Annotated in this window: 20 protein-coding genes and 1 riboswitch; of the genes, 15 read left to right on the forward strand and 5 right to left on the reverse strand. The window is 69.1% G+C overall.

The genetic code is table 11. The features are described 5' to 3' along the window. The first annotated feature begins 109 nt into the window (after positions 1–109). The 4 genes from HWX08_RS10260 to HWX08_RS10275 are packed head-to-tail and all read left to right on the forward strand — an operon-like array spanning position 110 to position 5,418. Complete coding sequence (locus HWX08_RS10260; protein ID WP_174922223.1) at positions 110–616, forward strand: NAD(P)H-dependent oxidoreductase subunit E; 507 nt, start codon at positions 110–112, stop codon at positions 614–616. Next, positions 613–2,190, forward strand: coding sequence for a formate dehydrogenase beta subunit (locus tag HWX08_RS10265; RefSeq protein ID WP_069256074.1), 1,578 nt, complete (start codon positions 613–615; stop codon positions 2,188–2,190). Before HWX08_RS10260 ends, HWX08_RS10265 begins: the two co-directional genes overlap by 4 nt. A gap of 17 nt (positions 2,191–2,207) precedes the next feature. Next, positions 2,208–5,159 carry a formate dehydrogenase subunit alpha gene (fdhF, locus tag HWX08_RS10270; protein WP_174922224.1) on the forward strand — a complete coding sequence of 984 codons (2,952 nt, stop codon included), beginning with the start codon at positions 2,208–2,210 and terminating at the stop codon, positions 5,157–5,159. Positions 5,160–5,166: 7 nt separating this feature from the next. Further along, positions 5,167–5,418 (forward strand): formate dehydrogenase subunit delta, encoded by a 252-nt coding sequence (locus tag HWX08_RS10275; RefSeq protein ID WP_069256072.1) that lies wholly within the window; start codon positions 5,167–5,169, stop codon positions 5,416–5,418. Positions 5,419–5,426: 8 nt separating this feature from the next. On the opposite strand, the gene HWX08_RS10280 is transcribed toward HWX08_RS10275, so the two are convergent. Next, positions 5,427–7,070, reverse strand: a complete 1,644-nt coding sequence (locus HWX08_RS10280; RefSeq protein WP_174922225.1) for an FAD-dependent monooxygenase — start codon at positions 7,068–7,070, stop codon at positions 5,427–5,429. A 130-nt stretch (positions 7,071–7,200) separates the two neighbouring features. Here HWX08_RS10280 and HWX08_RS10285 point away from each other — a divergent pair, with 130 nt between their 5' ends. Further along, entirely contained in the window at positions 7,201–9,039 is a 1,839-nt protein-coding gene (locus HWX08_RS10285) for a tetratricopeptide repeat protein (protein ID WP_425128450.1), read from the forward strand. Positions 9,040–9,121: 82 nt separating this feature from the next. Here HWX08_RS10285 and tcuC read toward each other — a convergent pair whose 3' ends face one another. Then, positions 9,122–10,417 carry an MFS transporter gene (tcuC, locus tag HWX08_RS10290; protein WP_107311002.1) on the reverse strand — a complete coding sequence of 432 codons (1,296 nt, stop codon included), beginning with the start codon at positions 10,415–10,417 and terminating at the stop codon, positions 9,122–9,124. 349 nt (positions 10,418–10,766) lie between these two features. Between tcuC and HWX08_RS10295 the strand changes: the two genes are divergently transcribed. After that, the gene (locus HWX08_RS10295) at positions 10,767–11,708 is read left to right on the forward strand and encodes a hypothetical protein (RefSeq protein WP_174922227.1); all 942 of its coding nucleotides are present in this window, start codon (positions 10,767–10,769) and stop codon (positions 11,706–11,708) included. A 79-nt stretch (positions 11,709–11,787) separates the two neighbouring features. Here the strand turns inward: HWX08_RS10295 and HWX08_RS10300 are convergent, their stop codons facing one another. Both HWX08_RS10300 and HWX08_RS10305 read right to left on the reverse strand, forming a co-directional pair. Further along, positions 11,788–12,480, reverse strand: coding sequence for a DUF2968 domain-containing protein (locus tag HWX08_RS10300; protein WP_174922228.1), 693 nt, complete (start codon positions 12,478–12,480; stop codon positions 11,788–11,790). 115 nt (positions 12,481–12,595) lie between these two features. Continuing rightward, the gene (locus HWX08_RS10305; RefSeq protein ID WP_174922229.1) at positions 12,596–13,786 is read right to left on the reverse strand and encodes a gamma-glutamyl-gamma-aminobutyrate hydrolase family protein; all 1,191 of its coding nucleotides are present in this window, start codon (positions 13,784–13,786) and stop codon (positions 12,596–12,598) included. A 278-nt stretch (positions 13,787–14,064) separates the two neighbouring features. Here HWX08_RS10305 and HWX08_RS10310 point away from each other — a divergent pair, with 278 nt between their 5' ends. The 8 genes from HWX08_RS10310 to HWX08_RS10345 all read left to right on the forward strand — a co-directional run bounded on the left by HWX08_RS10310 (position 14,065) and on the right by HWX08_RS10345 (position 22,103). After that, positions 14,065–14,745, forward strand: a complete 681-nt coding sequence (locus HWX08_RS10310; protein WP_174922230.1) for a GntR family transcriptional regulator — start codon at positions 14,065–14,067, stop codon at positions 14,743–14,745. 6 nt (positions 14,746–14,751) lie between these two features. After that, positions 14,752–16,128 carry an amidase gene (locus tag HWX08_RS10315; protein WP_174922231.1) on the forward strand — a complete coding sequence of 459 codons (1,377 nt, stop codon included), beginning with the start codon at positions 14,752–14,754 and terminating at the stop codon, positions 16,126–16,128. Positions 16,129–16,265: 137 nt separating this feature from the next. Further along, positions 16,266–16,778 carry a disulfide bond formation protein B gene (locus tag HWX08_RS10320; protein WP_069256064.1) on the forward strand — a complete coding sequence of 171 codons (513 nt, stop codon included), beginning with the start codon at positions 16,266–16,268 and terminating at the stop codon, positions 16,776–16,778. Between the two features lie 631 nt (positions 16,779–17,409). Then, positions 17,410–18,420: a xanthine dehydrogenase accessory protein XdhC gene (gene xdhC, locus HWX08_RS10325; RefSeq protein ID WP_069256063.1), complete on the forward strand. Its 1,011-nt coding sequence runs from the start codon at positions 17,410–17,412 to the stop codon at positions 18,418–18,420. Between the two features lie 18 nt (positions 18,421–18,438). Continuing rightward, on the forward strand, positions 18,439–19,464 hold the full coding sequence (locus tag HWX08_RS10330) for an adenosine deaminase (RefSeq protein ID WP_069256062.1): 1,026 nt from the start codon (positions 18,439–18,441) through the stop codon (positions 19,462–19,464). A 27-nt stretch (positions 19,465–19,491) separates the two neighbouring features. Continuing rightward, positions 19,492–19,839, forward strand: a complete 348-nt coding sequence (locus HWX08_RS10335; RefSeq protein ID WP_076605872.1) for a hypothetical protein — start codon at positions 19,492–19,494, stop codon at positions 19,837–19,839. Continuing rightward, complete coding sequence (guaD, locus tag HWX08_RS10340; RefSeq protein ID WP_107310964.1) at positions 19,836–21,152, forward strand: guanine deaminase; 1,317 nt, start codon at positions 19,836–19,838, stop codon at positions 21,150–21,152. The genes HWX08_RS10335 and guaD overlap by 4 nt, the downstream gene beginning before the upstream one ends. A gap of 162 nt (positions 21,153–21,314) precedes the next feature. Further along, a riboswitch (yybP-ykoY riboswitch) is annotated at positions 21,315–21,452 on the forward strand. Between the two features lie 78 nt (positions 21,453–21,530). Next, a complete protein-coding gene (locus HWX08_RS10345; protein WP_174922232.1) occupies positions 21,531–22,103 on the forward strand; it encodes a TMEM165/GDT1 family protein in 573 nt (190 codons plus the stop codon). 54 nt (positions 22,104–22,157) lie between these two features. Here HWX08_RS10345 and HWX08_RS10350 read toward each other — a convergent pair whose 3' ends face one another. After that, positions 22,158–22,856 carry a DUF4136 domain-containing protein gene (locus HWX08_RS10350; RefSeq protein WP_174922233.1) on the reverse strand — a complete coding sequence of 233 codons (699 nt, stop codon included), beginning with the start codon at positions 22,854–22,856 and terminating at the stop codon, positions 22,158–22,160. Positions 22,857–23,043: 187 nt separating this feature from the next. On the opposite strand from HWX08_RS10350, the gene pepN reads away from it, so the two are divergent. Then, positions 23,044–25,737, forward strand: coding sequence for an aminopeptidase N (gene pepN / locus HWX08_RS10355; RefSeq protein ID WP_174922234.1), 2,694 nt, complete (start codon positions 23,044–23,046; stop codon positions 25,735–25,737). Positions 25,738–25,797: the final 60 nt, after the last annotated feature.

The following is a 25,797-nucleotide window of genomic DNA, read 5'->3' on the forward strand; positions in this document are numbered from 1 at the left end:
GCGACCGCCAAATCTTCCGCTTATCGTTGGTCAAAATCAATCAGAACGAAGTCGCGATGCGCACTATATGAAATACGGGCGCATATGAGACTTTGGAGGAGTACGACCGATGTCCCCGAATTCCCCCGCGCCCGACGCGCTCGTCGAGCGCCATGCACGCGCCGGCCGGTCGCTCGTGGCGATCCTGCACGCGATCCAGGACGATGCGGGCTACGTGCCGCCGGGCTGCGTCGCGCCGCTCGCCAGGGCACTCAACCTGTCGCGCGCGGAAGTGCACGGCGTACTGAGCTACTACCACCACTTCCGCACCGCGCCGCCCGCCCGCGTGACGATCCAGATGTGTCGCGCCGAAGCCTGCCGCAGCATGGGCTGCGAAGCGCTCGCCGCACATGCGGAAGCCCGCACCGGTTGCCGGTTCGACGCGGCGCACGGCGATGCGGCGGATGCGGATGCGCATGCGCGCGGCGACGTGGCGCTCGAATCGGTCTACTGCCTCGGACTGTGTGCGCAGTCGCCGTCGCTGACGCTCAACGGCGTGCTGCATGCAAAGGTCACGCCGGAGAAATTCGACGCGCTGCTTGCCGAAGCGACCGCCCGCACCCCGGAGGCCGCATGACGACCCGCATCTACGTTCCGCGCGATTCGTCCGCGCTGGCACTCGGCGCCGACGCGCTGGCCGCCGCGATCGTGGCGGAAGCCGAACGACGCGGCGCGGCGGTCGAACTGGTCCGCAACGGCTCGCGCGGGCTGCTGTGGCTCGAACCGCTCGTCGAGGTCGGGACGGCCGCCGGCCGCGTCGGCTATGCGAACCTGTCGGCCGCCGACGTGCCGGCCCTGTTCGACGCGAACTGGCTCGACGGCGGCGCGCATCCGAGCGGCGTCGGTCTCGTCGACGCGCTGCCCTATCTCGCGCGCCAGCAACGCCTCACGTTCGCGCGCATCGGCCTGACCGATCCGCTGTCGATCGACGACTACCTGCGATACGACGGCCTCGCCGGCCTGAAGAATGCGCTCGCGCTCGACGGCGATGCCGCGTGCGAAACGCTGATCGAATCCGGGCTGCGCGGCCGCGGCGGCGCGGCGTTTCCGGCCGGCATCAAGTGGCGCACGGTCCGGCACGCGAGTGCCGCGCAGAAATACATCGTCTGCAATGCGGACGAAGGCGATTCGGGCACCTTCTCCGATCGCCTGCTCATGGAATGCGATCCGTACTGCCTGATCGAAGGGATGATCATCGCGGGCATCGCAACCGGCGCGACGCTCGGCTATATCTACGTGCGCAGCGAATACCCGCACGCCATCGCGACGCTCGAAGCCGCGATCGTCCGCGCGCGCGACGCCGGCTGGCTCGGCGAGCACGTGCTCGGCTCCGCGCATGCGTTCGACCTGCACGTCGCGAAAGGCGCGGGCTCGTACGTGTGCGGCGAGGAAACGGCGCTGCTCGAATCGCTCGAAGGCAAGCGCGGCGTCGTGCGTGCGAAACCGCCGCTGCCCGCGCTTGCCGGCCTGTACGGCCAGCCGACCGTCATCAACAACGTGATCACGCTCGCGACCGCGCCCGTGATCTTCGCGCGCGGCGCCGCGTTCTATCGCGACTACGGGATGGGCCGCTCGCGCGGCACACTGCCGTTCCAGCTCGCGGGCAACATCCGCCACGGCGGCCTCGTCGAGCTCGCATTCGGCGTCACGCTGCGCGAGCTGCTGTTCGACTTCGGCGGCGGCACGGCAAGCGGCCGGCCCGCGCGCGCCGCGCAGGTCGGCGGACCGCTCGGCACCTACCTGCCCGATCACCAGTGGGACGTACCGCTCGACTACGAAGCGTACACGGCGATCGGCGCGGTGGTCGGTCACGGCGGCATCGTGCTGCACGACGACACGTCGAACCTCGCCGAGCTTGCCGAATACGCGATGAAGTTCTGCGCGATCGAATCGTGCGGCAAATGCACGCCGTGCCGGATCGGTTCGACGCGCGGCGTCGAGACGATCGCGCGCATCCGCGACGGCGATACGTCGGAACGGCAGGTCACGCTGCTGCGCGACCTGTGCGACACGATGCTGGCCGGTTCGCTGTGCGCGATGGGCGGCATGACACCGTACCCGGTGCTGTCCGCGCTCGATCATTTCCCCGAAGATTTCGGGCTCGCCGCCGGCAAGCAGGCCGCGACGGGTCCGGTCAAGGCTGCGGCCTGACCCAGAAGGAGCCCTGCATGTCACTCGACACGAACAACGTCCGCCAAGGCGGCTGCGGCTCGGGCCAATGCGCGTGCAAGAGCGCCGCGCAGGCGCGCACCGTCGACCCGTTCGACGATACCGACTACGGCACGCCGCAACGGTATGCCGATACCGACGTCACGCTCGAAATCGACGGCCAGCCGGTCACGGTGCCGGCCGGCACGTCGGTGATGCGCGCGGCGATCGAAGCCGGCGTCAACGTCCCGAAGCTCTGCGCGACCGATTCGCTCGAGCCGTTCGGCTCGTGCCGGCTGTGCCTCGTCGAGATCGAGGGCCGGCGCGGTTATCCGGCGTCGTGCACGACGCCGGCCGAAGCGGGGATGAAGGTGCGCACGCAGTCGGACCGGCTGCAATCGCTGCGTCGCAACGTGATGGAGCTGTACATCTCCGACCATCCGCTCGACTGCCTCACCTGCCCCGCCAACGGCGACTGCGAGCTGCAGGACATGGCGGGCGTCGTCGGGTTGCGCGAAGTGCGCTACGGCTTCGACGGCGCGAATCACCTGCGCGACCAGAAGGACGAGTCGAATCCGTACTTCACGTACGACCCGTCGAAGTGCATCGTCTGCAATCGTTGCGTGCGTGCATGCGAGGAAACGCAGGGCACGTTCGCGCTGACGATCGCCGCGCGCGGTTTCGAATCGCGCGTCGCCGCGGGCGAAAGCGAATCGTTCATGGCGTCGGAATGCGTATCGTGCGGCGCGTGCGTCGCTGCGTGCCCGACCGCCACGCTGCAGGAAAAATCCGTCGTGCAACTCGGGCAGGCCGAGCACTCGGTCGTCACGACCTGCGCGTACTGCGGCGTCGGCTGCTCGTTCAAGGCGGAAATGAAGGGCACGCAGGTCGTGCGCATGACGCCGCACAAGAACGGTCTCGCAAATGAAGGCCACGCGTGCGTGAAGGGCCGCTTCGCATGGGGCTATGCGACGCACAAGGACCGCATCACGAAGCCGATGATCCGCGAGAAGATCACCGACCCGTGGCGCGAAGTCAGCTGGGACGAAGCGCTCACCTACGCGGCAACGCAATTCCGCAAGCTGCAGCAGAAGTACGGCCGCGACTCGATCGGCGGCATTACGTCGTCGCGCTGCACGAACGAGGAAACCTACCTCGTGCAGAAGCTCGTGCGCGCGGCGTTCGGCAACAACAACGTCGACACCTGCGCACGCGTGTGCCACTCGCCGACCGGCTACGGCCTGAAGACGACGCTCGGCGAATCGGCCGGCACGCAGACGTTCGCATCGGTCGGCCAGGCCGACGTGATCGTCGTGATGGGCGCGAACCCGACCGACGGCCACCCGGTGTTCGGCTCGCGGCTGAAGCGTCGCATACGGGAGGGCGCGAAGCTGATCGTGATCGACCCGCGCCGCATCGACGTGGTCGACGGCCCGCACGTGAAAGCCACGCATCACCTGCAGCTGCGCCCGGGCACCAACGTCGCGATCGTCAACGCGCTCGCGCACGTGATCGTCACCGAAGGGCTGGTTGACGACGCGTTCGTCGCCGAGCGCTGCGAGACGCGCGCGTTCGAACAATGGCGCGACTTCGTGTCGCGCGCCGACAATTCGCCCGAGGCTACCGCCGACGTGACGGGCGTATCGGCCGAGCAGGTACGCGCCGCCGCGCGCCTCTACGCCACCGGCGGCAATGCCGCGATCTACTACGGGCTGGGCGTCACCGAACACGCGCAGGGCTCGACGACGGTGATGGGCATCGCGAACCTCGCGATGGCGACCGGCAACGTCGGCCGCGAAGGCGTCGGCGTCAATCCGCTGCGCGGCCAGAACAACGTGCAAGGTTCGTGCGACATGGGCTCGTTCCCGCACGAGCTGCCCGGCTACCGGCACATCAGCGACACCATCGTGCGCACGCAGTTCGAACAGGCGTGGTCGGCCACGCTGCAGCCGGAACCGGGGCTGCGCATCCCGAACATGTTCGACGCGGCGCTCGACGGCAGCTTCAAGGGCCTCTACTGTCAGGGCGAGGACATCGTCCAGTCGGATCCGAACACGCAGCACGTCGCGGCCGCGCTGTCGGCGATGGAATGCATCGTCGTGCAGGACATTTTCCTGAACGAGACCGCGAAATACGCGCACGTGCTGCTGCCGGGCTCGACCTTCCTCGAGAAGGACGGCACGTTCACGAACGCGGAGCGCCGCATCTCGCGCGTGCGCAAGGTGATGCCGCCGCTCGCCGGCTACGCGGACTGGGAAGTGACGCTGCTGTTGTCGCAGGCGCTCGGCTACGACATGCACTACACGCATCCGTCGGAAATCATGGACGAGATCGCGCGGCTCACGCCGACCTTCTCCGGTGTGTCGTACGCGAAACTCGACGCGCTCGGCAGCATCCAGTGGCCGTGCAACGAGCATGCGCCGGAAGGCACGCCGACGATGCACATCGACGCATTCGTGCGCGGCAAGGGCAAGTTCGTGATCACGCAGTTCATCGCGTCGCCGGAGAAGGTCACGCAACGGTACCCGCTGATCCTGACGACCGGCCGCATCCTGTCGCAGTACAACGTCGGCGCGCAGACACGCCGCACCGAGAACGTCCGTTGGCACGAAGAAGACCGCCTCGAGATCCATCCGCACGACGCGGAGGATCGCGGGATCCGGACCGGCGACTGGGTCGGCATCGAATCGCGGGCGGGCCAGACCGTGCTGCGCGCGCTCGTTTCCGACCGCATGCAGCCGGGCGTCGTGTACACGACGTTCCACTTCCCCGAATCGGGCGCGAACGTGATCACGACGGACAGCTCCGACTGGGCGACGAACTGCCCCGAATACAAGGTGACGGCCGTGCAGGTGATGCCGGTCGCGCAGCCGTCCGACTGGCAGCAAGCGTACGCGCGCTTCAATACGGAGCAGCTCGATCTGCTGGAACGCCGCGCCGCCGCGTCGGTCGCCGTGACCACGGGCAAGTGAGGAAGCGATGGACAACGGACACCTGATCGACATGGCCAACCAGATCGGCGCGTTCTTCGAATCGATGCCCGATCGCGACGAAGCGCTGACCGGCATCGCCGACCATATCCGGCGCTTCTGGGAGCCGCGGATGCGCCGCGCGTTGCTCGCGGCGCTCGACGATCCGTCGAGCGAGGCCGGGCAGCGCGCGGCACCGATCGTGCGCGACGCGATCGCCGCGCACCGCGCGTCGCTCGTGCCCGCCGCGGCGAGCGCCTGAGCGCACCGCTACGCGGATCGCGACATGCCCGCGAACCAGCTTTCGCAATGGCGCAACAGCGCGTTCGCGTCGGTCGCGGTGCGCCCGCGCGCGGCGACATAGCCGTCGGGCCGCAGCAGGTAAAACGCCGGCCGCGACCGCCCGTACTCCTGCGCAAGCCCTGCATCATCGTCTTGCGCATCGGTGACGCGCCACACGCGCACCGCGTCCGGCATGATCCGTTCGAGCCCCTGCACGAGCGCCTGCGCATCGGCAGGCATCGGCGGCACCGCACCGGCGTCGGCATTGGGCGGCTCTTCCAGCAGCAGCAGCGTAAAGCTCGCCGGATCGTGCAGGTCGTATAGCCGCGCCGTTCCCGGCGCCTGACCGAGCGGCCCGTCGAGCACGCGCACGGGCGCGTCGGGCGCCCGTTCGCCTGCGCGCGGCCCGCCGTCGAGCACGCGCTCCAGCGTGAGCGGACTCTTCCGGTATTGCACGCCGAGCTCGCTGACCGTGCGCCGCACCGCGTCACGCATCGGCCCGAACGACGCCAGCAGCGGCACGACATGATCACGCAGCAGCTTCATCGCGCCGCGCTCGGCTTCGACGATCTGCGTGACGAAACCGGTCTGCCGCAACACGTCGCGCTCGATCGGATGACGCTCTGCGTGGTACGTGTCGAGCAGCCGCTCAAGCGTGCCCGCGCCGAGCACGCGCGCGAGCTTCCAGCCGAGATTGAACGCTTCCTGCATGCCCGTGTTCATGCCCTGCGCGCCGGCCGGGCTATGGACATGTGCTGCGTCGCCCGCGAAGAACACGCGGCCGTGACGCAGGCGGTCGACCATCCGGCTGTGCAGGTGAAAATACGACGACCACGCGAGATCGCTCGGCGAGATCGACGCGCCGGCACGGGCGCGCACGATCGCATCGCATTCCGCGAGCGACGGAGCCGGCGCATCGGGCGACGCGCCGCTGCCGGGCGGCCGGTCGGCCACGAGCCGGTACCGGCCTTCGCCCATCGGAAACAGGCCGGCGATGCCTTCGGGCGTCGTGAACAGGTGGATCTCTTCATCCGGCCAGTCGGGTATCGCCGCGAAATCGGCAAGCAGGAAAGTCTGTTCGAACGCATGCCCGGCGAAGCCCACGCCGAGCAGATGCCTGACCGTGCTGTGTGCGCCGTCGGCCGCGATCAGGTACGACGGTGAGAACGATTCGTCGCGACCGTCGGTACCGCGGATCGACACGTCGAGCGCCCCGCCGCCCGCGTCGCACGCGGTCAACGTCGCACCGCGCTCGACCGTCACGCCGAACCCGGCCAGGTGCTCGCAGAGCAGGCGCTCGGTGACGGTCTGATCGAGAAACAGCAGGTACGGATAACGCGTTTGCAGCGGATCGAAATCAAGCCGCGCGATCACGCGGCCATCGGCATGCAGTGCGGCCGCATGCGCACGATGGCCGAGTGCGAGAAACGGTTCGACCGCACGATGCTGCTCCAGCAGTTCGAGCGTGCGTGCCTGGATGCCGATCGCGCGCGAATGCGGCGCGGGTACAGCGAGCCGGTCGATGATGCGCACCGGCACGCGGGCCCGCGCGAGGCTCATCGCCGCGGCAAGGCCGGTCGGCCCCGCACCGACGATCAGCACGGGCCGGATATCGGGCAGTGTGTCAGCCATGAGAACCTCGATGACGCGCAACGGTGCCAGTCTACGCCCGTCCGGGTGACGGGGCCATATGCCGATCGGCCGATGCGCGGCCCCGCCGCGCGGTGTGGGAAAATACGCGCTTTCCGTCAGTTATCGCGTCATGGATTCCGCATTCGACCGGGCGTACGCCGCACACCGCGCGGGCCGCCTCGCCGAGGCCGAGCACGGCTACCGCAACGCGCTCGCCTCCAATCCCGCCGACGCCGACGCGCTCCATCTGTTCGGCGTGCTGCGGCACCAGCAGGGCCAGCATGCCGAGGCGGCCGATCTCGTCGGCCGCGCCGTCGCGCTGCGTCCGGACGACGCCGCGCTGCAGCTCAATCTCGGCAACGCGCTGAAGGCGCTCGGCCGGCTCGACGAAGCAGTCGACCGCTTTCGCAACGCGCTGACGCTCGCGCCCGAATTTCCGCTCGCGCACTACAACCTCGGCAACGCGTATGCGGCGCTGCAGCGCCACGACGATGCGATCGATGCGTTCGGCCGCGCGCTCCGGCTCACGCCCGACGATGCGTCGATCCACAACAATCTCGGCAACGCGCTGAACGCGCTCGGCCGCCACGACGACGCGCTCGCCGCATTCCGTCGCGCGCTCGAGCTGCGGCCCGGGCATGCGGGCGCGCACAACAACCTCGCGATGGCGCTGAACGCGATGGGGCGCGCCGACGACGCGATCACGCACTTCCAGGCCGCGATCGCCGCGCAGCCGCGCTTCGTCGCCGCGCATTTCAATCTGGGCAACACGCTCGATGCGCTCGGGCGGCATGCCGAGGCGGCCGCCGCGTTCGAAGCCGCGCTCGCGCTGCATCCGCCGTTTCCGCTCGCGCTGTTCGGGCTCGCGAACGCACTGTGCGCGCAGGCACGCCACCGCGACGCGCTGCCCTACTACGAGCGTGCCGTCGGCCTCGATCCGTCGTTCAGCCTGGCCTGGCTGAACCTCGGTAACGCCCATCACGCGCTCGGCGCGCACGAGATGGCGCTGCGCGCATTCGACCAGGCGCTGCGCGTTGCGCCCGATCTCACGCTGGCACGGCTGCACCGCGCGGTCACGCTGCTCACGCTCGGCGACTTCACGCGCGGCCTGCCTGCCTATGAAGCGCGCCACGACACGCCCGGCGCGACACCGCTCGGGTCGCTGCCGCGCTGGCAAGGCGAGCCGATTGCAGCGCGCACGCTGCTGATCCGCGCGGAACAGGGCTTCGGCGACACGCTGCAGTTCGTCCGCTTCGTGCCGCTCGCCCGCGCACGCTGCGCGCGCGTCGTGCTCGAAGTCCAGCCTGAACTCGTTGCGCTGCTGGCGCCGGCCGCGTCGCGCTGGCGCGTGACGCTCGTCGCACAGGGCACCGCGAAACCGCCTGCCGCGGATGTCGCGTGCACCCTGATGAGCCTGCCGTTCCTGCTCGGGCTTCAGGCGGAGGACATCGTCGCGGGCTCACGCTATCTCGATGCCCCCGACGGCGCACGACGGCGCTTTCGCGGCTCGCTCGGCGGGCAGTCGAAACGCAAGTTCGGCCTCGCGTGGTCGGGGCGCCGGCAGGCGCAGGAAAATCGCTCGATGCCGTTCGATGCGCTCGCACCGCTGCTCGCGCTGCCGGACATCGACTGGATCGTGCTGCAACCCGCGCTCGACGACGACGAACGCGCGCGTGTCGACGCGCATCCGCGCGTGCATCGGCTCGACCGCCTGCTGAACGACTTCGCCGACACGGCCGCACTGATCGAGCGGCTCGACGGCGTCGTCACGATCGATACGGCAGTCGCGCACCTGGCCGGCGCGCTCGGCAAGCCGCTATGGGTCATGCTGCCGTTCGCGGCCGACTGGCGCTGGTTCACCGGCGACGACTGTCCGTGGTATCCGCAAGCGCGGCTCGCCCGCCAGCCCGCGCCGGGGCAATGGCTCGACGTCGCGGCCGCAGTCGCCGACAGGCTGCGCGAAGCCTGAACGCGCACGAAAAAAGGGAGCGCGGCGCGCCCCCTTCGAATGCGATGCGTGCGGCCGGCGCCGCACAGGAAATGGGCGGCGCTCAGACCGCCTTGTACTGGTTGCGCGATTCGGACGTGCGATACAACACGAGTGTCGCGATCAGCCCGCAAATCGCGGCGGCGCTCAGCCACAAACCCGGCGCCGCCTTGTTCCCGGTCTGATGAATCAGCAACGTCGAGATCGCGGGCGTGAAACCGCCGATCGTCGTTGCCAGGCTGTAGGCGAGCGAGAAACCGGCCGTGCGCACGTCGGCCGGCATCACCTCGGTCAGCGCGACGACCATCGCGCCGTTGTACGACGCGTACAGGAACGACAGCCACAGCTCGACCGCGAGCAGCCGCAGGAACGACGGATCGCCGACGAGCCACAGCACGGCCGGGTAAGCCGACACCAGCGTCAGCACGGTGAACGCGATCAGCACCGGGCGGCGGCCGATACGGTCGGACAACGCACCGGACAGCGGCAGCCACACGAGATTGGAGATCCCCACGCACACGGTCACGACGAGCGCGTCGAGCGACGACAGGTGCAGCACTTCCTTGCCGAACGTCGGCGTATAGGCGGTGATCATGTAGAACGACACCGTCGTCATGATCACCATCCCCATGCCCGCCACCACCACGCCCCAGTTCTCGAGCATCGAACGCATGATCTCGCCCATCGACGGACGATGACGCTTCGCGAGGAACTCGTCGGTCTCCTTCAGCGAACGGCGGATCAGGAACAGGAACGGCACGATCAGGCAGCCGATCAGGAACGGAATGCGCCAGCCCCACGCGGTCATTTCCTCGGCCGGCAGCGCGCGGTTGAGCAGCACGCCGACGAACGCGGCGAACACCACGGCCACCTGCTGGCTGCCCGACTGCCACGACGTATAGAACCCCTTGTGGCCCTTCGTCGCGATTTCCGACAGGTAGACCGACACGCCGCCCAGTTCGACGCCCGCCGAGAAACCCTGCAACAATCGCCCGAGCAGCACGAGCACCGGCGCGAGCACGCCGATCGTCGCGTAGCCGGGCACCGCGGCCACCGTGAGCGTGCCGAGCGCCATCAGCCCGAGCGTCAGGATCAGCCCCTTGCGCCGGCCGTGATGGTCGATGTACGCACCCAGCACGATCGCACCGACCGGCCGCATCAGGAAGCCCGCGCCGAACACCGACAGCGACAACATCAGCGACGCAAACGCGTTGCCGCTCGGGAAGTAGGTTTTTGCGATGGCCGACGCGTAATAACCGTAGACCATGAAGTCGTACATTTCCAAGAAGTTGCCGCTGACGACTCGAAATACGGTGCGGAATTTCGATTCCTGCGCGACGGCGTGTGATGCTGTGGACATGTTTTTCTCGCTCAGCTCGGATGGCGCGCATCCGCGCCGCTTGGATCCGACGACGCACGCGGCGCCGGGCCGGCGCACACGGGCATCGCTGCCCGCCGGCGGCGCACCGCGCAACGACGCGCGCACCGGCATGGTCACGCATCATGCCACGGCAGCCCGACATTTGCCTTGTGTCGCCCTGCCGTCGCCTTCGTCGCGTTCTTCTCGTACGAGTCGCCCCGAAACGGAAGCAAAAATCAGATTGATCTGATCGACCGGCCTGCGTCGGCTCGCCACAATGGTCGGATTTGCGACGACCTTCCCGCGCCGCACCGACACGGTTGACCGTGTCGCATCGCGCACCGCCCTCATGACCTCATCGCTCCTCGTCTCCGTCGAAGGCGCCCTCGCCCGCCCGCGCGCCAGGCCGCTCGATCACGTACCGCCGTTCGGCCGCGACTGGATCTTTCGCGACGCCCGCGGTGCGCGACCCGACAAGCGCTGGGTCGCGACACTGGCGACGTTCTGCATCGACGTCGACCGGCCGCACCGCGCATGCCACTGGCAGCCGCTGCCCGTCGCCACGTCGGCACCGGCTCATGCGGGGCCGACGGTTGCACTGCCCGCCGCTGCGGGCCTGCATGCCCCCCGTATCGGCGGCGGCGTTCGCGACCGACGCGCGAGGTACGCGATCTGCTGGAGCATCGGCGCGCTCGGCATCATCAGCTGGCTGATCGCCGTGCATGAATCGCCCTCGGGGGCCGGGCCGGCATACGCGAGTCAAACGGCCGTCGGCGTCGCGGATCACGCGACACCGTCGTCCGGCGCGATGCGGGTCGCCACGGTTGCACCGCTTGCGTCGACGAGCGCACCACCGCCGCGCAAGATGGCCGCGCCTGTCGCGACTCCCGCCGAAGCACCGCAGGCCGCGCGCCCCGTCACGCGTCGTCCGGCGTCGCTTCGTCCGACGGCAACGGCCAGCGTACCGCCGACAGCCGTTGCCGCGTCGCCTCGATCGAACGGCAAGCGCACCGCTGCGGCGCCGGCTGGCATGCCGCCCGTGTCGCGGCTGGCTACACATCCACTGAGCCGGAGCGGCACGGTCGACGCCCGCCCCCGCGCCCGACTCGTCGCGCCGCCGCGTGCAGCCGGCGATACGCGCGACGACCCGCTCACGCTGATCGCAACGGCAAGCGCGCTGCGCACGACCCCACCGGCCGGCGCAGCACGCGCCCCCGCCCCTGGTTTCGACTGGACGGCGCAACTGTCCCATCGTCGCCTGACCGATACGCGGAACACGTTCCCGCGCTGACCGCCGTCCATAAAAAAACCCGGCGAAGCACGCTTCGCCGGGTTTTCCTCGTCTCTTTCCGCGTCCGTTCGACGCATCGTCACTTATGCGCGGGCAGCCCCGTCTCGGTCTGCTTCTCAAGTTGCCGCACCTGCTCCTGCAGATCGCGCAACTGAAGTTGCGCGGCCCGCTTCTCGACCTGCAGCGCCTGGGTCTGCTCCTGCGCCGACCGCTGCCGCTGCGCGACTTCGGCCTGCTGGCTGCGCGCAACGCTCAGGTCGGCCTGCAACTGCTGCGCACGATTCGCCTGTAGCGCGATCACGCGTTCGAGAAACGCCTTCTGCGCCTCCAGCTCGGTGCGGCGGATCTCGATATCGGCAAGTTGTACGGTCTGCTGAACGAAATTCCCGTACACCATCTCGGCGCGGCTCTTCTCCTGCGACCGGATCACACGCCACAAGTGCTTGTCCTGAAACAGCGCGACGTAGTACGTCATCTCGCGCGGATCGAACATCAGGCTGGCACCGTAGCTGCCGTTGTACGTCGTGCGCATCTCGACGATCCGGCCATCGTGCAGCATCTGCGTCAGCTCGGCGACGTTGCCTTGCGCGGACGCATCCGTCGCAGCCGTGGTGGATGCCGTCGCGTCGCCGCGCAGGCTCGTGACCGCCGGACGCGTACCGGCGGCGGGCGCGGTCGCGTCGGCGGACCAGGCGATGCCCGCTTGCGTGCAGGCAGCCAGCGCAACGATCCACGTTGCGCATCGTGCAGGGGAAAAATTTCGGAAGGCCAACGTCAGACTCCGGCGAACGAATCGGAACTCGCGATTATCGTTCAAAACGAAACGGCCGCATCTCGAATTTATCGGGATGCGGCCGGCCTTCGTGCGACGCGAGGAAAGCCCTCTGCTACAGGCGCGTTTCGCGCGCCGCGCGCAGGAACGCATCGAGCAGCGGCGTGCAGTCGAGCAGTTCCGAACCGCCGGCCCGATGGAACTCGGGGTGCCACTGCACGCCGACGACGAACGGCGAACGCCGATGGCGAATGCCTTCGATGATCCCGTCGCCGGCCGACACGGCTTCGATGCTCAGATCGCGACCGAGATCGCGGATCGCCTGATGATGGATCGAGTTGACGATCGCTTCGCTGCGTCCGGGGAACATGTTCGCGAGCGTAGACGTATCCGGGAAGCGGATCGCGTGACGATGCTGGTCGTAATGCTCGCTCACGTGCGCGTGCGCGGTCGGCACGTCGGTGGCGATGTCCTGGTACAGCGAGCCGCCGAACGCAACGTTGATCAGCTGGCAGCCGCGGCACACGCCGAGGACGGGTTTGCCGGATTCGACGAATTCGTGCAGCAACTCGAGCTCGTACATGTCGCGCACGCGATCGCCCGGCCATTCGGGGCGCGCGTCGGACGCGGCATAGGTTTGCGGCGAAACGTCGGCGCCCCCCTGCAGCAGCAGCCCGTCGAGATGCTTCGCGTAATCGCGCAGGCGGATGTTGCTCGGGTGCAGCATGCCCTGATGGCCGACCGTCGGAATCATGAACACGAGCACGTCGCGCGACATCACCCAGTGTGCGATCGATTCCTCGAGATACTGCAGCGTCTTGCCGCGCAGCCCCTTCGCACCCGGTTCCGGATGGAAGATCCGCGCCGACACGCCGATGCGCAGCGTGCGCTGCGTGATGCGCTGGCCGGCTCGATCGAACAGCCGGCGCGCTCGCGCCGCGACAATCCGGCCGAACACCGACCATGGCGTGTCGTTCTGCTTCAGGTAAGCCGGCGGCGCATTCTGCGCGCTCGCGGGCGGCGGGCGCGGCGTGTCGAAATCGGGCGGTGCGCCGAATCCGGGCGGCGGTGCGCCGGGCTTCGGCGGAACCGCTGCGGCAGCGCCATCGACGGCGGCACCCGCCGCGCCCGGCGCACCGGGTTCGGAGGCGGCCGTGACCGGCGACGCGCCGTCATCGGCGACCTTCTGCGCGGCGGCCTGGGCGGCCGGCGCATCGGGCGCTTCCGCCGGATCGGGACGGTGGGAATCGGAAGAAACGGAGGAGTTGCCGGACAGACCGGCCGGGGAAGGCGTGTTTTCGCTCATGACGATGGTCTGGTGCGTCGCTCACGCGGATGAATAGACGAGGATTCATTATGCTTCAGTGCACGATCACGCGGCAAACCTGCAACATCCTGTCGATATTGTTGCAAGTCGCCGGCACGTTGCGCCGCGGAGCGTTCCCTCCCCGCGCCGGATCGCCGCCGCACCGCGTCGAGGGCTGGACAGCAGTGATATATCACAATAATATCCATGCATCGTCCACGCTTGCCGCTCTCCCGCATCATGATCGCGCCCCGTCCGGCCACCGCGCCGCAACCCGCATGAGCACCGTCATCGGCATCACCCGCGACCGGCCCGCCGTGCCGGCGGCGAGCCTCGCCGACCGTGCGTACGCGCTGATCCAGCGCGACATCATCACGATGCGCCTGAAGCCCGGCGCCGCGCTCAACGAAGCCGACCTCGTCGCGCGCACCGGCATCGGCCGCACGCCGGTGCATCAGGCCGTGCACCGGCTCGTGCTCGAAGGGTTGCTGTCCGTGATGCCGCGCAAGGGATTACTGGTGCAGCCGCTGTCGCTCGACGACATCGTCGCGGTGATCGACGTGCGGCGCATCAACGAAGCGCACTGCGCGGAACTCGCCGCGCGCCACGCGACACCCGACGATCTCGCGCGGCTGGCCGCGCTGCTCGACGACGGACAGGCATGCGTCGACACGCACGACGTCGAGGGGATGATGGAGCTCGACCGCGCGTTCCACCAGGCAATCGCCGCGGCCGCGCGCAATGCGGTGCTCGCCGAGATCCTGCGCGCGCTGCACGAGCGCTCGCTGCGTTTCTGGTTCGTCACGCTGTCCGAGCCTCACCATCTCGCCGACGTCCAGCACGAGCACCGCGAACTGTTCGACCGGCTGTCCGCGCGCGACGCCGCCGGCGCGCGCGCGGCTGTCGAAAACCACATCGATTCGTTCCGCTCCACGCTTCTTCAACATCTTCGTCCCTGAGCCGCCATGACCACGTTCACGCCCTTCCCCCCGCTTGCCCAGCTCGCCGCCGATCTCGCCGCCGGCCGGACCACGAGCCGCGCGCTCGTCGACACCGCGCTCGAGCGAATCGCCGATCCGTCGGGCCAGGGCACGGTCGTCTTCACCGAAGTCGATGCCGACAACGCGCGCGCAGCCGCCGACGCGCACGACCGGCTGCGCGCCGCGGGCACCGTGCTGTCGCCGCTCGCGGGCATTCCCGTGTCGGTCAAGGACCTGTTCGACGTCGCGGGCCAGGTGACGCGCGCGGGTTCGCGCGTGCTCGACGGCGCACCGCCCGCACGCACCGACGCGGTTGCCGTCGCGCGGCTCAAGCGCGCGGGCGCGGTCCTGGTCGGCCGCACCAACATGAGCGAGTTCGCGTTCTCGGGGCTCGGGCTGAATCCGCACTTCGGCCATCCGCGCTCGCCGTACCATCGCGACGTGCCGGGCGACGCGCGGATTTCCGGCGGCTCGTCGTCCGGCGCGGCCGCGTCGGTCGCCGACGGGATGGCGGCGGTCGCGCTCGGCACCGACACCGGCGGCTCGATCCGCATCCCGGCCGCACTGTGCGGGCTGACGGGCTTCAAGCCGACCGCGAGCCGGATCCCGACGCAAGGCGGCGTGCCGCTGTCGACGACGCTCGACTCGTTCGGCCCGATCGGCCTGACGGTCGCCTGCTGTGCGCTCGTCGACCGGATGCTCGCGGGCCTCGAACCGCACGTGCCGGCCGCGCGGCCGCTCGAAGGCGTGCGGCTCGGCGTGCTGACGAACTACGTGACCGATGGCGTCGATGCCGACGTCGCGGCCGCGCTCGACGCCGCCCTCAAGCATCTCGAAGCCGCCGGCGCGATCGTCACCGAAGTGCGCTTCCCGGCGCTCGACCGGCTGCCTGAGATCAACCGCTTCGGCTTCTCGCCGATCGAGGCATATGCGTGGCATCGCCCGTTGCTCGCGCAGCACCGCGACCAGTACGACCCGCGCGTGCTCTCGCGCATCCTGAAGGGCGAACCCGCGAGCGCGGCCGACTATCTCGACCTGCTCGCCGCGCGCGCCGCGATGCTCGACGAAGCTGCGCATACCGTCTGGTCGCGCTTCGATGCGCTCGTCGCGCCGACGGTGCCGGTCGTGCCGCCGCGCATCGCCGACCTCGAAACCGACGACGACGCCTTCACGCGCACCAACGCGCTGATCCTGCGCAACCCGAGCGCGTTCAACTTCCTCGACGCGTGCGGACTGTCGCTGCCGTGCCATCCGCGCGACGCGGCGCCGGTCGGCCTGATGCTCGCGGCAGCGCCGCATCGCGACGACGCGCTGCTCTCGATCGGGCAGGCGGTCGAGGCCGTGCTGAACACGATCCGCTGAACGGGGCCCCGAGCGCCGGCGGACGGCACGCGCGGTGCGGCAGGGTGCCGCACACGCGTTGTCAGTTTCGTGCCGGACCGTTCGCGCTAAAATCGCGCGATTGTTTTCCGGACCGACCCACGAGGAACCCCGCCGACATGAACGACTACACGCTCGCAATCCGCCGCGAACGCCGCCTGCTGATGCTGCTCGGATGGGTGTGCATCGCCCTGCTGGCCGGCGCGCTGTACCTGCAGTACGTGAAGAACGAAGATCCGTGCCCGCTGTGCATCATCCAGCGCTACTTCTTCTGCGCGATCGGGATCTTCGCGTTCCTGGCCGCCGGCATTCGCAACTGGCGCGGCGTCTGGGTGCTCGAACTGCTGATCGCGATCGCCGCGGCCGGCGGGGCCGCCACGGCCGCGCGGCATCTGTCGATCCAGATGAATCCGGGCTTCAGCTGCGGCTTCGACACGCTGCAGCCGATCGTCGACAGCCTGCCGCCCGCGCAGTGGTTCCCCGGCATGTTCAAAGTCGCCGGGCTGTGCGAGACCGTCTACCCGCCGATCTTCGGCATCCTGCTGCCGGGCTGGGCGCTGATCGGCTTCGCCCTGATCCTGATCGCCGTCGTCGCGAGCCTCTGGCGCCATCGCCGCAAGCTCGCGGCCTGACGGCCGGCGTCGCACCGGCCTGCGCGCGGCCCGCTCGCCCGGGCCGCGACGTCGCCCGCCGATGGCCGCGTGGCCCCGGCGCGCTCGCCGTCCCGGCACGGCTCCCGCATCCGGCCAACTCCGTGTAAACCCTTACTCCGCTACCGCCCGGTGGTCCGGGCGAACGCATCGCGCGCGACGTCCACGGCGAGCCCCGCCACGCCTGCGTTTCGCCCCGATGCGCTCGCGTCGGCGCCCCGATCCCCCGCAGCGGGCCTATGATCGACATGATCGCCTCCTGATAGCGCGGATCACCGCTCCGCGATGTTCCCGCCGCGTTGCGGTGCTATCTTCGTGACTGGATGGCGATCTACGTGCGCGAGGCCAGGCGGTCTCACCACCCCTGCGTAACGCGCGCCCGATCCGCAATGTCGACTGGATTCATCATGACAACGCAAACCATCCGCATCCGTCACCCTCATGGCGTCGCCCGCGCATCCGGCGGTGCCGTCCGCGCGCGTGGTCCGCGCGCTGCCGCCGCACCGCATCGGCCGTGCGGCCGGCCCGCTCCACTCCCGTCCGTCCTCGCCGCCGCCGCGCTCGCCAGCCCGCGCCGCGTGTCGTGCCGCACCGTTCCGAACGGGGTGTGCTGATGGAAGCGTGGCTCGGCGATCTGCAGCAACTGCTCGCGCACGGCGAAGCGGCCGTGCTCGTGACGGTCGCGCATACCGACGGCTCCGCGCCGCGCGAAGCCGGCACCAAGATGCTCGTCACGCGCGACACGGCCCGCCATACGATCGGCGGCGGTCATCTGGAATGGAAGGCGATCGAAATCGCGCGGCATCTGCTCAAGGATGGCGCGCACGTGCCGCATGCACGCCGGCTCGAGAGGCTCGCGCTCGGCCCGAGCCTCGGCCAGTGCTGCGGCGGCGCCGTGGTGCTCGCGTTCGAGCGGCTCGACGTCGGCGACCTCGGCTGGATCATGTCGCTCGCGAAGCGCGTCGCGGCCGGCGCCGCGACCGTGCGTAGCGTATCATTCGGCCCCTCGCCGGGCGCGCCGCTGTTGAGCGAGCCCGAATCGGAAGCCGCGCGTGCCGACTGCCTGCTGTGGGAAACCGGCGGCGTGTCGCTGATGACCGAAACGATCGCGCCGTATGCGTTCCCCGTCGTGCTGTTCGGCGCCGGGCACATCGGCACCGCGCTCGTGAAGGTGCTGGCGACGCTGCCGTGCCACGTGCGCTGGATCGACGGGCCCGAAGCGGTGTTCCCGCCGGCCGACGTGCTCGCCGGCATCGGCAACCTCGCGATCGAAGCGGCCGCTGCCCCGGCCGACGCGGTCGACGCAGCGCCGCCGCAGTCGTACTTCGTCGTGATGACGCACGACCACGCACTCGATTTCGTGCTGGCCGAGCGCATCCTGCGACGCGGCGACTACGCGTACTTCGGGATGACCGGCTCGCACGCAAAACGCGCGCAGTTCGATCATCGCCTCGCAGCGATCGGCATCGACCCGGCCCAGGTCGAGCGGATGCGCTGCCCGATCGGTGTCGAAGGCATCATCGACAAGGCGCCCGAAGTGATCGCGATCTCGGTGGCCGCGCAGTTGCTGCAGGCCGTCGAGGCCAACGCGAACGCGGCCGCGCAGGCTTCCACTACCTACTGACCGACCCAGAACGACGCCATGACCCCGACATTCAAGGACAAGATTGCCCGCGCGCCGAAAGCGGAGCTGCACATCCATATCGAAGGCTCGCTCGAGCCCGAACTGATTTTCGCGCTCGCGCAGCGCAACGGCGTGACGCTCGCGTACGACTCGATCGACGCGCTGCGCGCCGCGTATGCATTCACCGACCTGCAGTCGTTCCTCGACATCTATTACGCCGGCGCGAGCGTGCTGCTGACCGAGCAGGATTTCTACGACATGACGGCCGCGTACTGCGAACGCGCGCTGGCCGACAACGTCGTCCATACCGAGCTGTTCTTCGACCCGCAGACGCACACCGAACGCGGCGTGCCGATCGAGACAGTGGTCGCGGGTATCGAGCGCGCACTCGCCGATGCCGAGAAACGCGGGCTGTCGAGCAAGCTGATCCTGTGCTTCCTGCGCCATCTGTCCGAAGAGGACGCGCTCGCGACGTTCGAATCCGCGCTGCCGCTGTTCGAGCGCTACCGCCATCGCCTGATCGGCGTGGGCCTCGACTCGTCCGAGCTCGGCCATCCGCCGACCAAGTTCGCACGCGTGTTCGAGAAGGCGCGTGCGCTCGGGCTGAAGCTCGTCGCGCATGCGGGCGAGGAAGGCCCGCCCGCGTACATCTACGAAGCGCTCGACGTGCTGAAGGTCGACCGGATCGACCACGGCGTGCGCAGCATCGAAGATCCGGCGCTCGTCGAACGCCTCGCCCAGACGCGCACGGCGCTCACCGTGTGCCCGCTGTCGAACCTGAAGCTGTGCGTGTTCGACGACATGGCGAAGCACACGCTGAAGGCGCTGCTCGACCGCGGCGTGGCGGTGACGATCAACTCCGACGATCCGGCGTATTTCGGCGGCTACGTCAACGAAAACTACTTCGCGACGGCCGAAGGGCTGCAACTCACCGATGCCGAAGTCCATGCGGTGATCCGCAACGGCTTCGAGGCGTCGTTCATCGAACCGGCGCAGCGCGATGCCCTGTACGCGCGCCTCGACGCGTACTGGCAGGCCGCCTGACGGCCTGCATCGAGGAGCGCTGGACAGATGAAACACGGCAACGGCATCCGCGTCGCGATCACCGGTTCGGCCTTGCGCCGGGCCGGCCGCGCGCGTGCACGGGTGGCGACGGCACCGTCCGTCGTCGCGCGTGCATGCCTGCCGTCGCGACTTGCCGTTCCGTTCGCGCCCACGTCGGCCGCGCACACGACGGCTGCGAGGATCGCCGGTAACCACCGGCTGGCGGCTTCGGCCGCCACGTTCGCCCACGCAATCGCATCCGGTCGTGCCGCACGCAGCGTGCCGCAACCGCTCGCGAAGCACCGTCGCGCCGCCGTGCGGCGTCGATCGCTTTCTTCTGTTCGCCTTACCTTGATGCAGGACCATTCGTCATGACGCAAACCGCTTTCCGTTCCCAACTGCTGACCTTCAACGGCGACCCGGCGCAATCGAGCCAGGCCGCGAACTACGAGACCGACGGCCTCCTGATCGTCGACGACGGCAAGGTCGTCGCGGCCGGTCCGTATGCGCAGCTCGCCGCGACGCTCGCGCGCGACGCGATCGTCCACGACCTGCGCGACAAGCTGATCGTGCCCGGCTTCATCGACACGCACATCCACTATCCGCAGACCGACATGATCGCGTCGCCGGCGCCGGGCCTGCTGCCGTGGCTGGACAAGTACACGTTCCCGACCGAGCGCCAGTTCGGCGACGCCGAACACGCACGCGAAGTCGCCGATTTCTTCGTCGACGAACTGCTCGCGTGCGGCACGACCAGCGCGCTCGTCTACTGCACGGTGCACAAGCAGTCGGCCGATGCGCTGTTCGCGGCGAGCGATGCACGCGACCTGCGGATGATCGCCGGCAAGGTGCTGATGGACCGCAACTGCCCCGAATTCCTGCGCGACACCGCGCAATCGGGCTATGACGACAGCGCCGAGCTGATCGATCGCTGGCACGGCAAGGGCCGCCAGATGTACGCGCTCACGCCGCGCTTCGCGCCGACGTCGACCGAGGCGCAGCTCGAGGCATGCGGCGAACTCGCGCGCCGCCATCCGGACGTGTTCGTGCAGAGCCACGTCGCGGAAAACGTCGACGAGGTGAAATGGGTGGCCGAACTGTTCCCCGGCCATCGCAGCTACCTCGACATCTACGATCGCTACGGGCTGCTGCGTCCGCGCGCGGTGTACGGCCACTGCATCCACCTCGACGACGAGGACCGCCGCCGGATGGCCGAGACGCGCACCGTCGTCGCGCACTGCCCGACGTCGAACTTCTTCCTCGGCAGCGGGCTGTTCGACTTCGACAAGGCCGGCGAATACGACGTGCCCGTCACGCTCGCGACCGACGTCGGCGGCGGCACGTCGTTCTCGATGCTGCAGACGATGAACGAGGCGCACAAGGTTGCGCGACTGTCGGGCCACCACCTGACGGCGACGCGGATGTTCTGGCTCGCGACGGCCGGCGCCGCGCAGGCGCTCGACCTCGCCGATACGGTCGGCACGCTCGCGCCGCGCACCGAAGCCGACTTCGTCGTGCTCGATCCGCAGGCCACCCCGCTGCTCGCGCGCCGCACGAAGCGGGCGGATTCGCTCGAGGAGCTGCTGTTCGCGTTCGCGCTGCTCGGCGACGATCGCGCGGTGTACCGCACCTATGCGGCCGGCAACCTCGTGCATGAGCGCGGCGCCGCGCGCCGCCCCGCCGCGTAACGGCCTGCCGGGGGGCGTGTCGCGGCAGGCTCGGGCGTCCACCGCGGGTAGCCGTGCTTGCCGGCGCTGCCGTCCGGCGGTCGAAAGCAGCCGCGCGTCGCCCCGCCCCCAGGCACCCCGTCGCGCGGCCGCTTTTCCGCGCGCGACACGTCGTGCTAAAATCCGCCGCTCATTGGGGAGTAGCCGCTCCGCTCGATGCCACGCGCCCCCGGCGCGCATCGTGACGGGGGCGTCCGTCAACAGACTTGGCCGTACGGCCATGGCGGACGCAGCCACCTGGGCCTGGCGAGACCGATGGTTCACAGTGCGCCGCATCAGGGCCCGGCGCGCCGTGGATCGTCGCTCGCACGCACAACACCGGCCCGTGGATCCCCATACGTGTCCCAAGCCTTCCTGATCTCCACCGGCGCCGTCGCGCTCGCCGAAATCGGCGACAAGACCCAACTGCTTTCCCTCGTCCTGGCCGCGCGCTATCGCAAGCCGGTGCCGATCATTCTCGGCGTGCTCGTCGCGACGCTGGTGAACCACGGCTTCGCCGGCGCACTTGGCGAATGGCTCGGCGTGCTCGTCACGCCGTCGATCATGCGCTGGGCGCTCGCGTTCTCGTTCATTGCGATGGGGTTGTGGATCCTCGTGCCGGACAAGCTCGACGCCGACGAAGCCAATGCCACCCGTTCGCGGCTGGGCGTGTTCGGGGCGACCCTCGTCGCGTTCTTCCTCGCGGAGATGGGCGACAAGACGCAGATCGCGACCGTCGCGCTGGCCGCGCGCTTCCAGGACTACATCGGTGTCGTGGCCGGCACGACGTTCGGGATGATGCTCGCGAACGTGCCCGCGATCCTGCTCGGCGACCGCTTCGCTCACCGGCTGCCGACCAGGCTCGTGCACGGCATCGCGGCCGTGCTGTTCGTCGTGCTCGGCGCGCTGGCGCTGCTGGGCGTCGGGACCTGACGGGAAGGAAGATGGCGGGCGCGGCCGAACGGCCGCGCCAAGACTGACGTTGCGTTATTTCGCGGCGGCGGCGCCCGAAGCCGGTGCCGCCGGCACCGCGCGCTCGTTCGCGGCCGGCGCGGCCGGGCCGCCGCGCTTGTCGACCGGCAGCCGGACCGAGCGGACCGAGCCGTTCGAAAGCGGGAAATCGGCGAGCGCGCTGCGCGCGAGGAACGGCATCGCATACAGCAGCGTGCCGTTGTCGCCGGTCGTGCGCGCGGACACGTTGTACACCTCCTTGCCCGTCGCGCGCTCCGTGATCCGGATGCCGAGCGTGTAGTCGAACACCTGGTACGTCTGCGCGACATAGCCGGCCGGCATCGGCCCCCAGGGCCCCCACGGGCCCCACGGCCCGCGTCGCCAGTATGGCCCGGGCGCGAACCACGGATCGTAGTAGACGGGCTGCGGCACCGTCACGAGATCGCTGCCGACCGAATAGGTCAGCCCGACCAGATACCGCGCCTGCGCCTGAGGCACCTGCCGGAACGCATACGCGGACAGCTCGATCGCGACGATCGGTTCGTAAGTCGATTGCTCGATGCTGTTCTTCTGCGCGTCGGTGCGCGTGAACGCATAGGTGCGTGTCGCGTCGCTGCCGCTCCAGTCGGAGAAGGCCGTGACCTGGGTCGTCACGTAGCTGGTGCAGCCGGTCAGCAGCGCCACGCACAACACCGCCGCCCAGCCCGCACCGCGTCGAATCCATTCGCGTTTCATGTCGATCCTCTTCGATCCGTCACCCGTTCGTCGCACCGCGCGAACCGTAACGGGATGCCGATAATACGCGGACTCCCGGAACCGGTAAAAAGTTCGCCCGGCACACCGCCGCAAGCCTTTGTACAATGACCCGGTTCGCCTGGCCCGCACGACGGGCCCGTCCCTCACTCCACCGATCTCGACGACCATGTCCGACAACGCCTCCTCCACCGTGATCCGCCGCGCCGACTACACGCCGCCGGCCTTCCTCATCGACTCCGTCGCGCTCGAATTCGATCTCGCGCCGGCCCGTACGATCGTCAGGAATACGATGCGCGTGCGCCGCAATCCGGATGCCGCGCCCGCACCGCACCTGGAGCTGATGGGCGAAGCGCTCGAATTCCTCGGCGCACGCGTGGATGGCGCGCCGCACGGCGCCGTACGTGCGCACGAACACGGGCTGACCGTCGAGAACGTCCCCGACGCCTTCGAGCTGACGCTCGAAAGCGCGTGCGCACCCGACCAGAATACGACGCTGTCGGGCCTCTACGTGTCGAGCGGCAACTTCTTCACGCAGTGCGAAGCCGAAGGATTCCGTCGCATCACCTACTTCCTCGATCGCCCGGACGTGATGGCGTCGTACACGGTGACGCTGCGCGCCGACAAGGCCGCGTACCCGGTGCTGCTGTCGAACGGCAACCTCGTCGATTCGGGCGACCTGCCCGACGGCCGCCACTTCGCGAAATGGGAAGACCCGTTCCGCAAGCCGAGCTACCTGTTCGCGCTGGTCGCGGGCAAGCTCGTCGCGATCGAGGAAACGATCACGACCGGCTCGGGCAAGGAAAAGCTGCTGCAGGTCTGGGTCGAACCGGCCGACCTCGACAAGACGCGTCACGCGATGGACTCGCTGATCCACTCGATCCGCTGGGACGAAAAGCGCTTCGGCCTCGAGCTCGATCTCGACCGCTTCATGATCGTCGCGGTCGGCGATTTCAACATGGGCGCGATGGAGAACAAGGGGCTCAACATCTTCAACACGAAGTACGTGCTGGCGAACCCGGAAACCGCGACCGACACCGATTTCGCGAACATCGAATCGGTGGTCGGCCACGAATACTTCCACAACTGGACCGGCAACCGCGTGACCTGCCGCGACTGGTTCCAGCTGAGCCTGAAGGAAGGGCTGACCGTGTTCCGCGACCAGGAATTCTCGGCCGACATGGCCGCGGGCGACGACGTCGACTCGGCGGCCCGCGCGGTCAAGCGCATCGAGGACGTGCGCGTGCTGCGCCAGCTCCAGTTCGCCGAGGATGCGGGCCCGATGGCGCACCCGGTGCGCCCGGAGAGCTACGTCGAGATCAACAACTTCTACACGATGACCGTCTACGAGAAGGGCTCGGAAGTCGTGCGGATGTACCAGACGCTGTTCGGCCGCGACGGCTTTCGCAAGGGGATGGACCTGTACTTCAAGCGTCACGACAGACACGCCGTGACCTGCGACGATTTCCGGCACGCGATGGCCGATGCGAACGGGCGCGACCTCGCGCAGTTCGAGCGCTGGTACAGCCAGGCCGGCACGCCGCGCGTGTCGGTGCGTACCGCGTACGACGCGGCCGCGCGCCGCTATACGGTGACGCTCGCGCAGGGTTACGGCGATGGATCGCCGGCCGCGCGCGAAACGCAACAGGGGCCGCTCCTGATTCCGTTCGCGATCGGCCTGATCGGCCGCGACGGCCGCGACCTGCCACTGCGTCTCGACGGCGAAGCCGCCGCCGCGGGCACGACGCGCGTGCTCCACTTCACCGATACCGAGCAGACCTTCACGTTCGTCGACGTGCCGGAACAACCGCTGCCGTCGCTGCTGCGCAATTTCTCGTCGCCGGTGATCGTCGAGTACGACTACAGCGACGACGATCTCGCGTTCCTGCTCGCGCACGACAGCGATCCGTTCAACCGCTGGGAAGCCGGCCAGCGTCTCGCCACCCGCGCGCTGCTGACGCTCGCCGCGCGTGCCGCCGCGAACCAGCCGCTCACGCTCGGCGAAAACTTCGTCGCCGCGTTCCGCCGCGTGCTGACCGACGAAACACTGTCGCCGGCGTTCCGCGAACTCGCGCTGACGCTGCCGTCGGAAACCTACCTGGCCGACCAGATGGCGGAAGCCGATCCGGCCGCCGTGCATCGCGCGCGCCAGTTCGTGCGCCGCCAGCTCGCCACCGCGCTGCGCGCCGACTGGCTCGTCGCCTACGAGCAGCACCAGACGCCCGGCGCCTACGCGCCGACGCCGGAAGCCTCCGGCCGCCGTGCGCTGAAGAACCTCGCGCTCGCGTATCTCGCCGAACTCGAGGATCCGGCCGACGCGGTGCGCGTCGCGACCGCGCAATACGATGCGGCAAACAACATGACCGATCGCGCGGCGGCGCTCGGCGCGCTGCTGTCCGCCTCGGCCGCCGGCACGAACGAGCCGGCCGAGCGCGCGCTCGACGATTTCTACCGCCGCTTCGAGAAGGAAGCGCTGGTGATCGACAAGTGGTTCGCGATGCAGGCCGCGCAACGCGGTACGCCCGCGCAGCCGACGCTCGCGAAGGTCCGCAAGCTGATGGCCCACCCCGCGTTCAACCTGAAGAATCCGAACCGCGCGCGCTCGCTGATCTTCAGCTTCTGCGCCGCCAATCCCGCGCAGTTCCACGCGGCAGACGGTTCGGGCTACGCGTTCTGGGCCGAACAGGTGCTCGCGCTCGACGCGATCAACCCGCAGGTCGCGGCGCGCCTCGCCCGCTCACTCGAACTGTGGCGCCGCTTCACGCCCGCGCTGCGCGACCGGATGCGCGAAGCGCTCGAGCAGGTCGCCGCCGGTGCGAAATCGCGCGACGTGCGGGAGATCGTCGAGAAAGCGCTCGCGTAACGCCGTCGCCCGCGTTTCGCACGCGCGATACAGCCGGTGCCGCCACGCGCGGCACCGGCT

This window comes from Burkholderia metallica (assembly GCF_902832845.1).
GTDB lineage: Bacteria > Pseudomonadota > Gammaproteobacteria > Burkholderiales > Burkholderiaceae > Burkholderia > Burkholderia metallica.

Bases quoted from the DNA above. Each gene is read 5' to 3' on its own strand.
- HWX08_RS10335 (WP_076605872.1), top strand. From the start codon at position 19,492: ATGAAACACGGCAACGGCATCCGCGTCGCGATCACCGGTTCGGCCTTG.
- HWX08_RS10330 (WP_069256062.1), top strand. From the start codon at position 18,439: ATGACCCCGACATTCAAGGACAAGATTGCCCGCGCGCCGAAAGCGGAG.
- HWX08_RS10350 (WP_174922233.1), bottom strand. From the start codon at position 22,856: ATGAAACGCGAATGGATTCGACGCGGTGCGGGCTGGGCGGCGGTGTTG.
- tcuC (WP_107311002.1), bottom strand. From the start codon at position 10,417: ATGTCCACAGCATCACACGCCGTCGCGCAGGAATCGAAATTCCGCACC.
- HWX08_RS10320 (WP_069256064.1), top strand. From the start codon at position 16,266: ATGAACGACTACACGCTCGCAATCCGCCGCGAACGCCGCCTGCTGATG.
- HWX08_RS10310 (WP_174922230.1), top strand. From the start codon at position 14,065: ATGAGCACCGTCATCGGCATCACCCGCGACCGGCCCGCCGTGCCGGCG.
- xdhC (WP_069256063.1), top strand. From the start codon at position 17,410: ATGGAAGCGTGGCTCGGCGATCTGCAGCAACTGCTCGCGCACGGCGAA.
- HWX08_RS10305 (WP_174922229.1), bottom strand. From the start codon at position 13,786: ATGAGCGAAAACACGCCTTCCCCGGCCGGTCTGTCCGGCAACTCCTCC.
- HWX08_RS10295 (WP_174922227.1), top strand. From the start codon at position 10,767: ATGACCTCATCGCTCCTCGTCTCCGTCGAAGGCGCCCTCGCCCGCCCG.
- HWX08_RS10275 (WP_069256072.1), top strand. From the start codon at position 5,167: ATGGACAACGGACACCTGATCGACATGGCCAACCAGATCGGCGCGTTC.
- HWX08_RS10260 (WP_174922223.1), top strand. From the start codon at position 110: ATGTCCCCGAATTCCCCCGCGCCCGACGCGCTCGTCGAGCGCCATGCA.
- pepN (WP_174922234.1), top strand. From the start codon at position 23,044: ATGTCCGACAACGCCTCCTCCACCGTGATCCGCCGCGCCGACTACACG.
- HWX08_RS10265 (WP_069256074.1), top strand. From the start codon at position 613: ATGACGACCCGCATCTACGTTCCGCGCGATTCGTCCGCGCTGGCACTC.
- HWX08_RS10315 (WP_174922231.1), top strand. From the start codon at position 14,752: ATGACCACGTTCACGCCCTTCCCCCCGCTTGCCCAGCTCGCCGCCGAT.
- HWX08_RS10285 (WP_425128450.1), top strand. From the start codon at position 7,201: ATGGATTCCGCATTCGACCGGGCGTACGCCGCACACCGCGCGGGCCGC.
- fdhF (WP_174922224.1), top strand. From the start codon at position 2,208: ATGTCACTCGACACGAACAACGTCCGCCAAGGCGGCTGCGGCTCGGGC.
- guaD (WP_107310964.1), top strand. From the start codon at position 19,836: ATGACGCAAACCGCTTTCCGTTCCCAACTGCTGACCTTCAACGGCGAC.
- HWX08_RS10280 (WP_174922225.1), bottom strand. From the start codon at position 7,070: ATGGCTGACACACTGCCCGATATCCGGCCCGTGCTGATCGTCGGTGCG.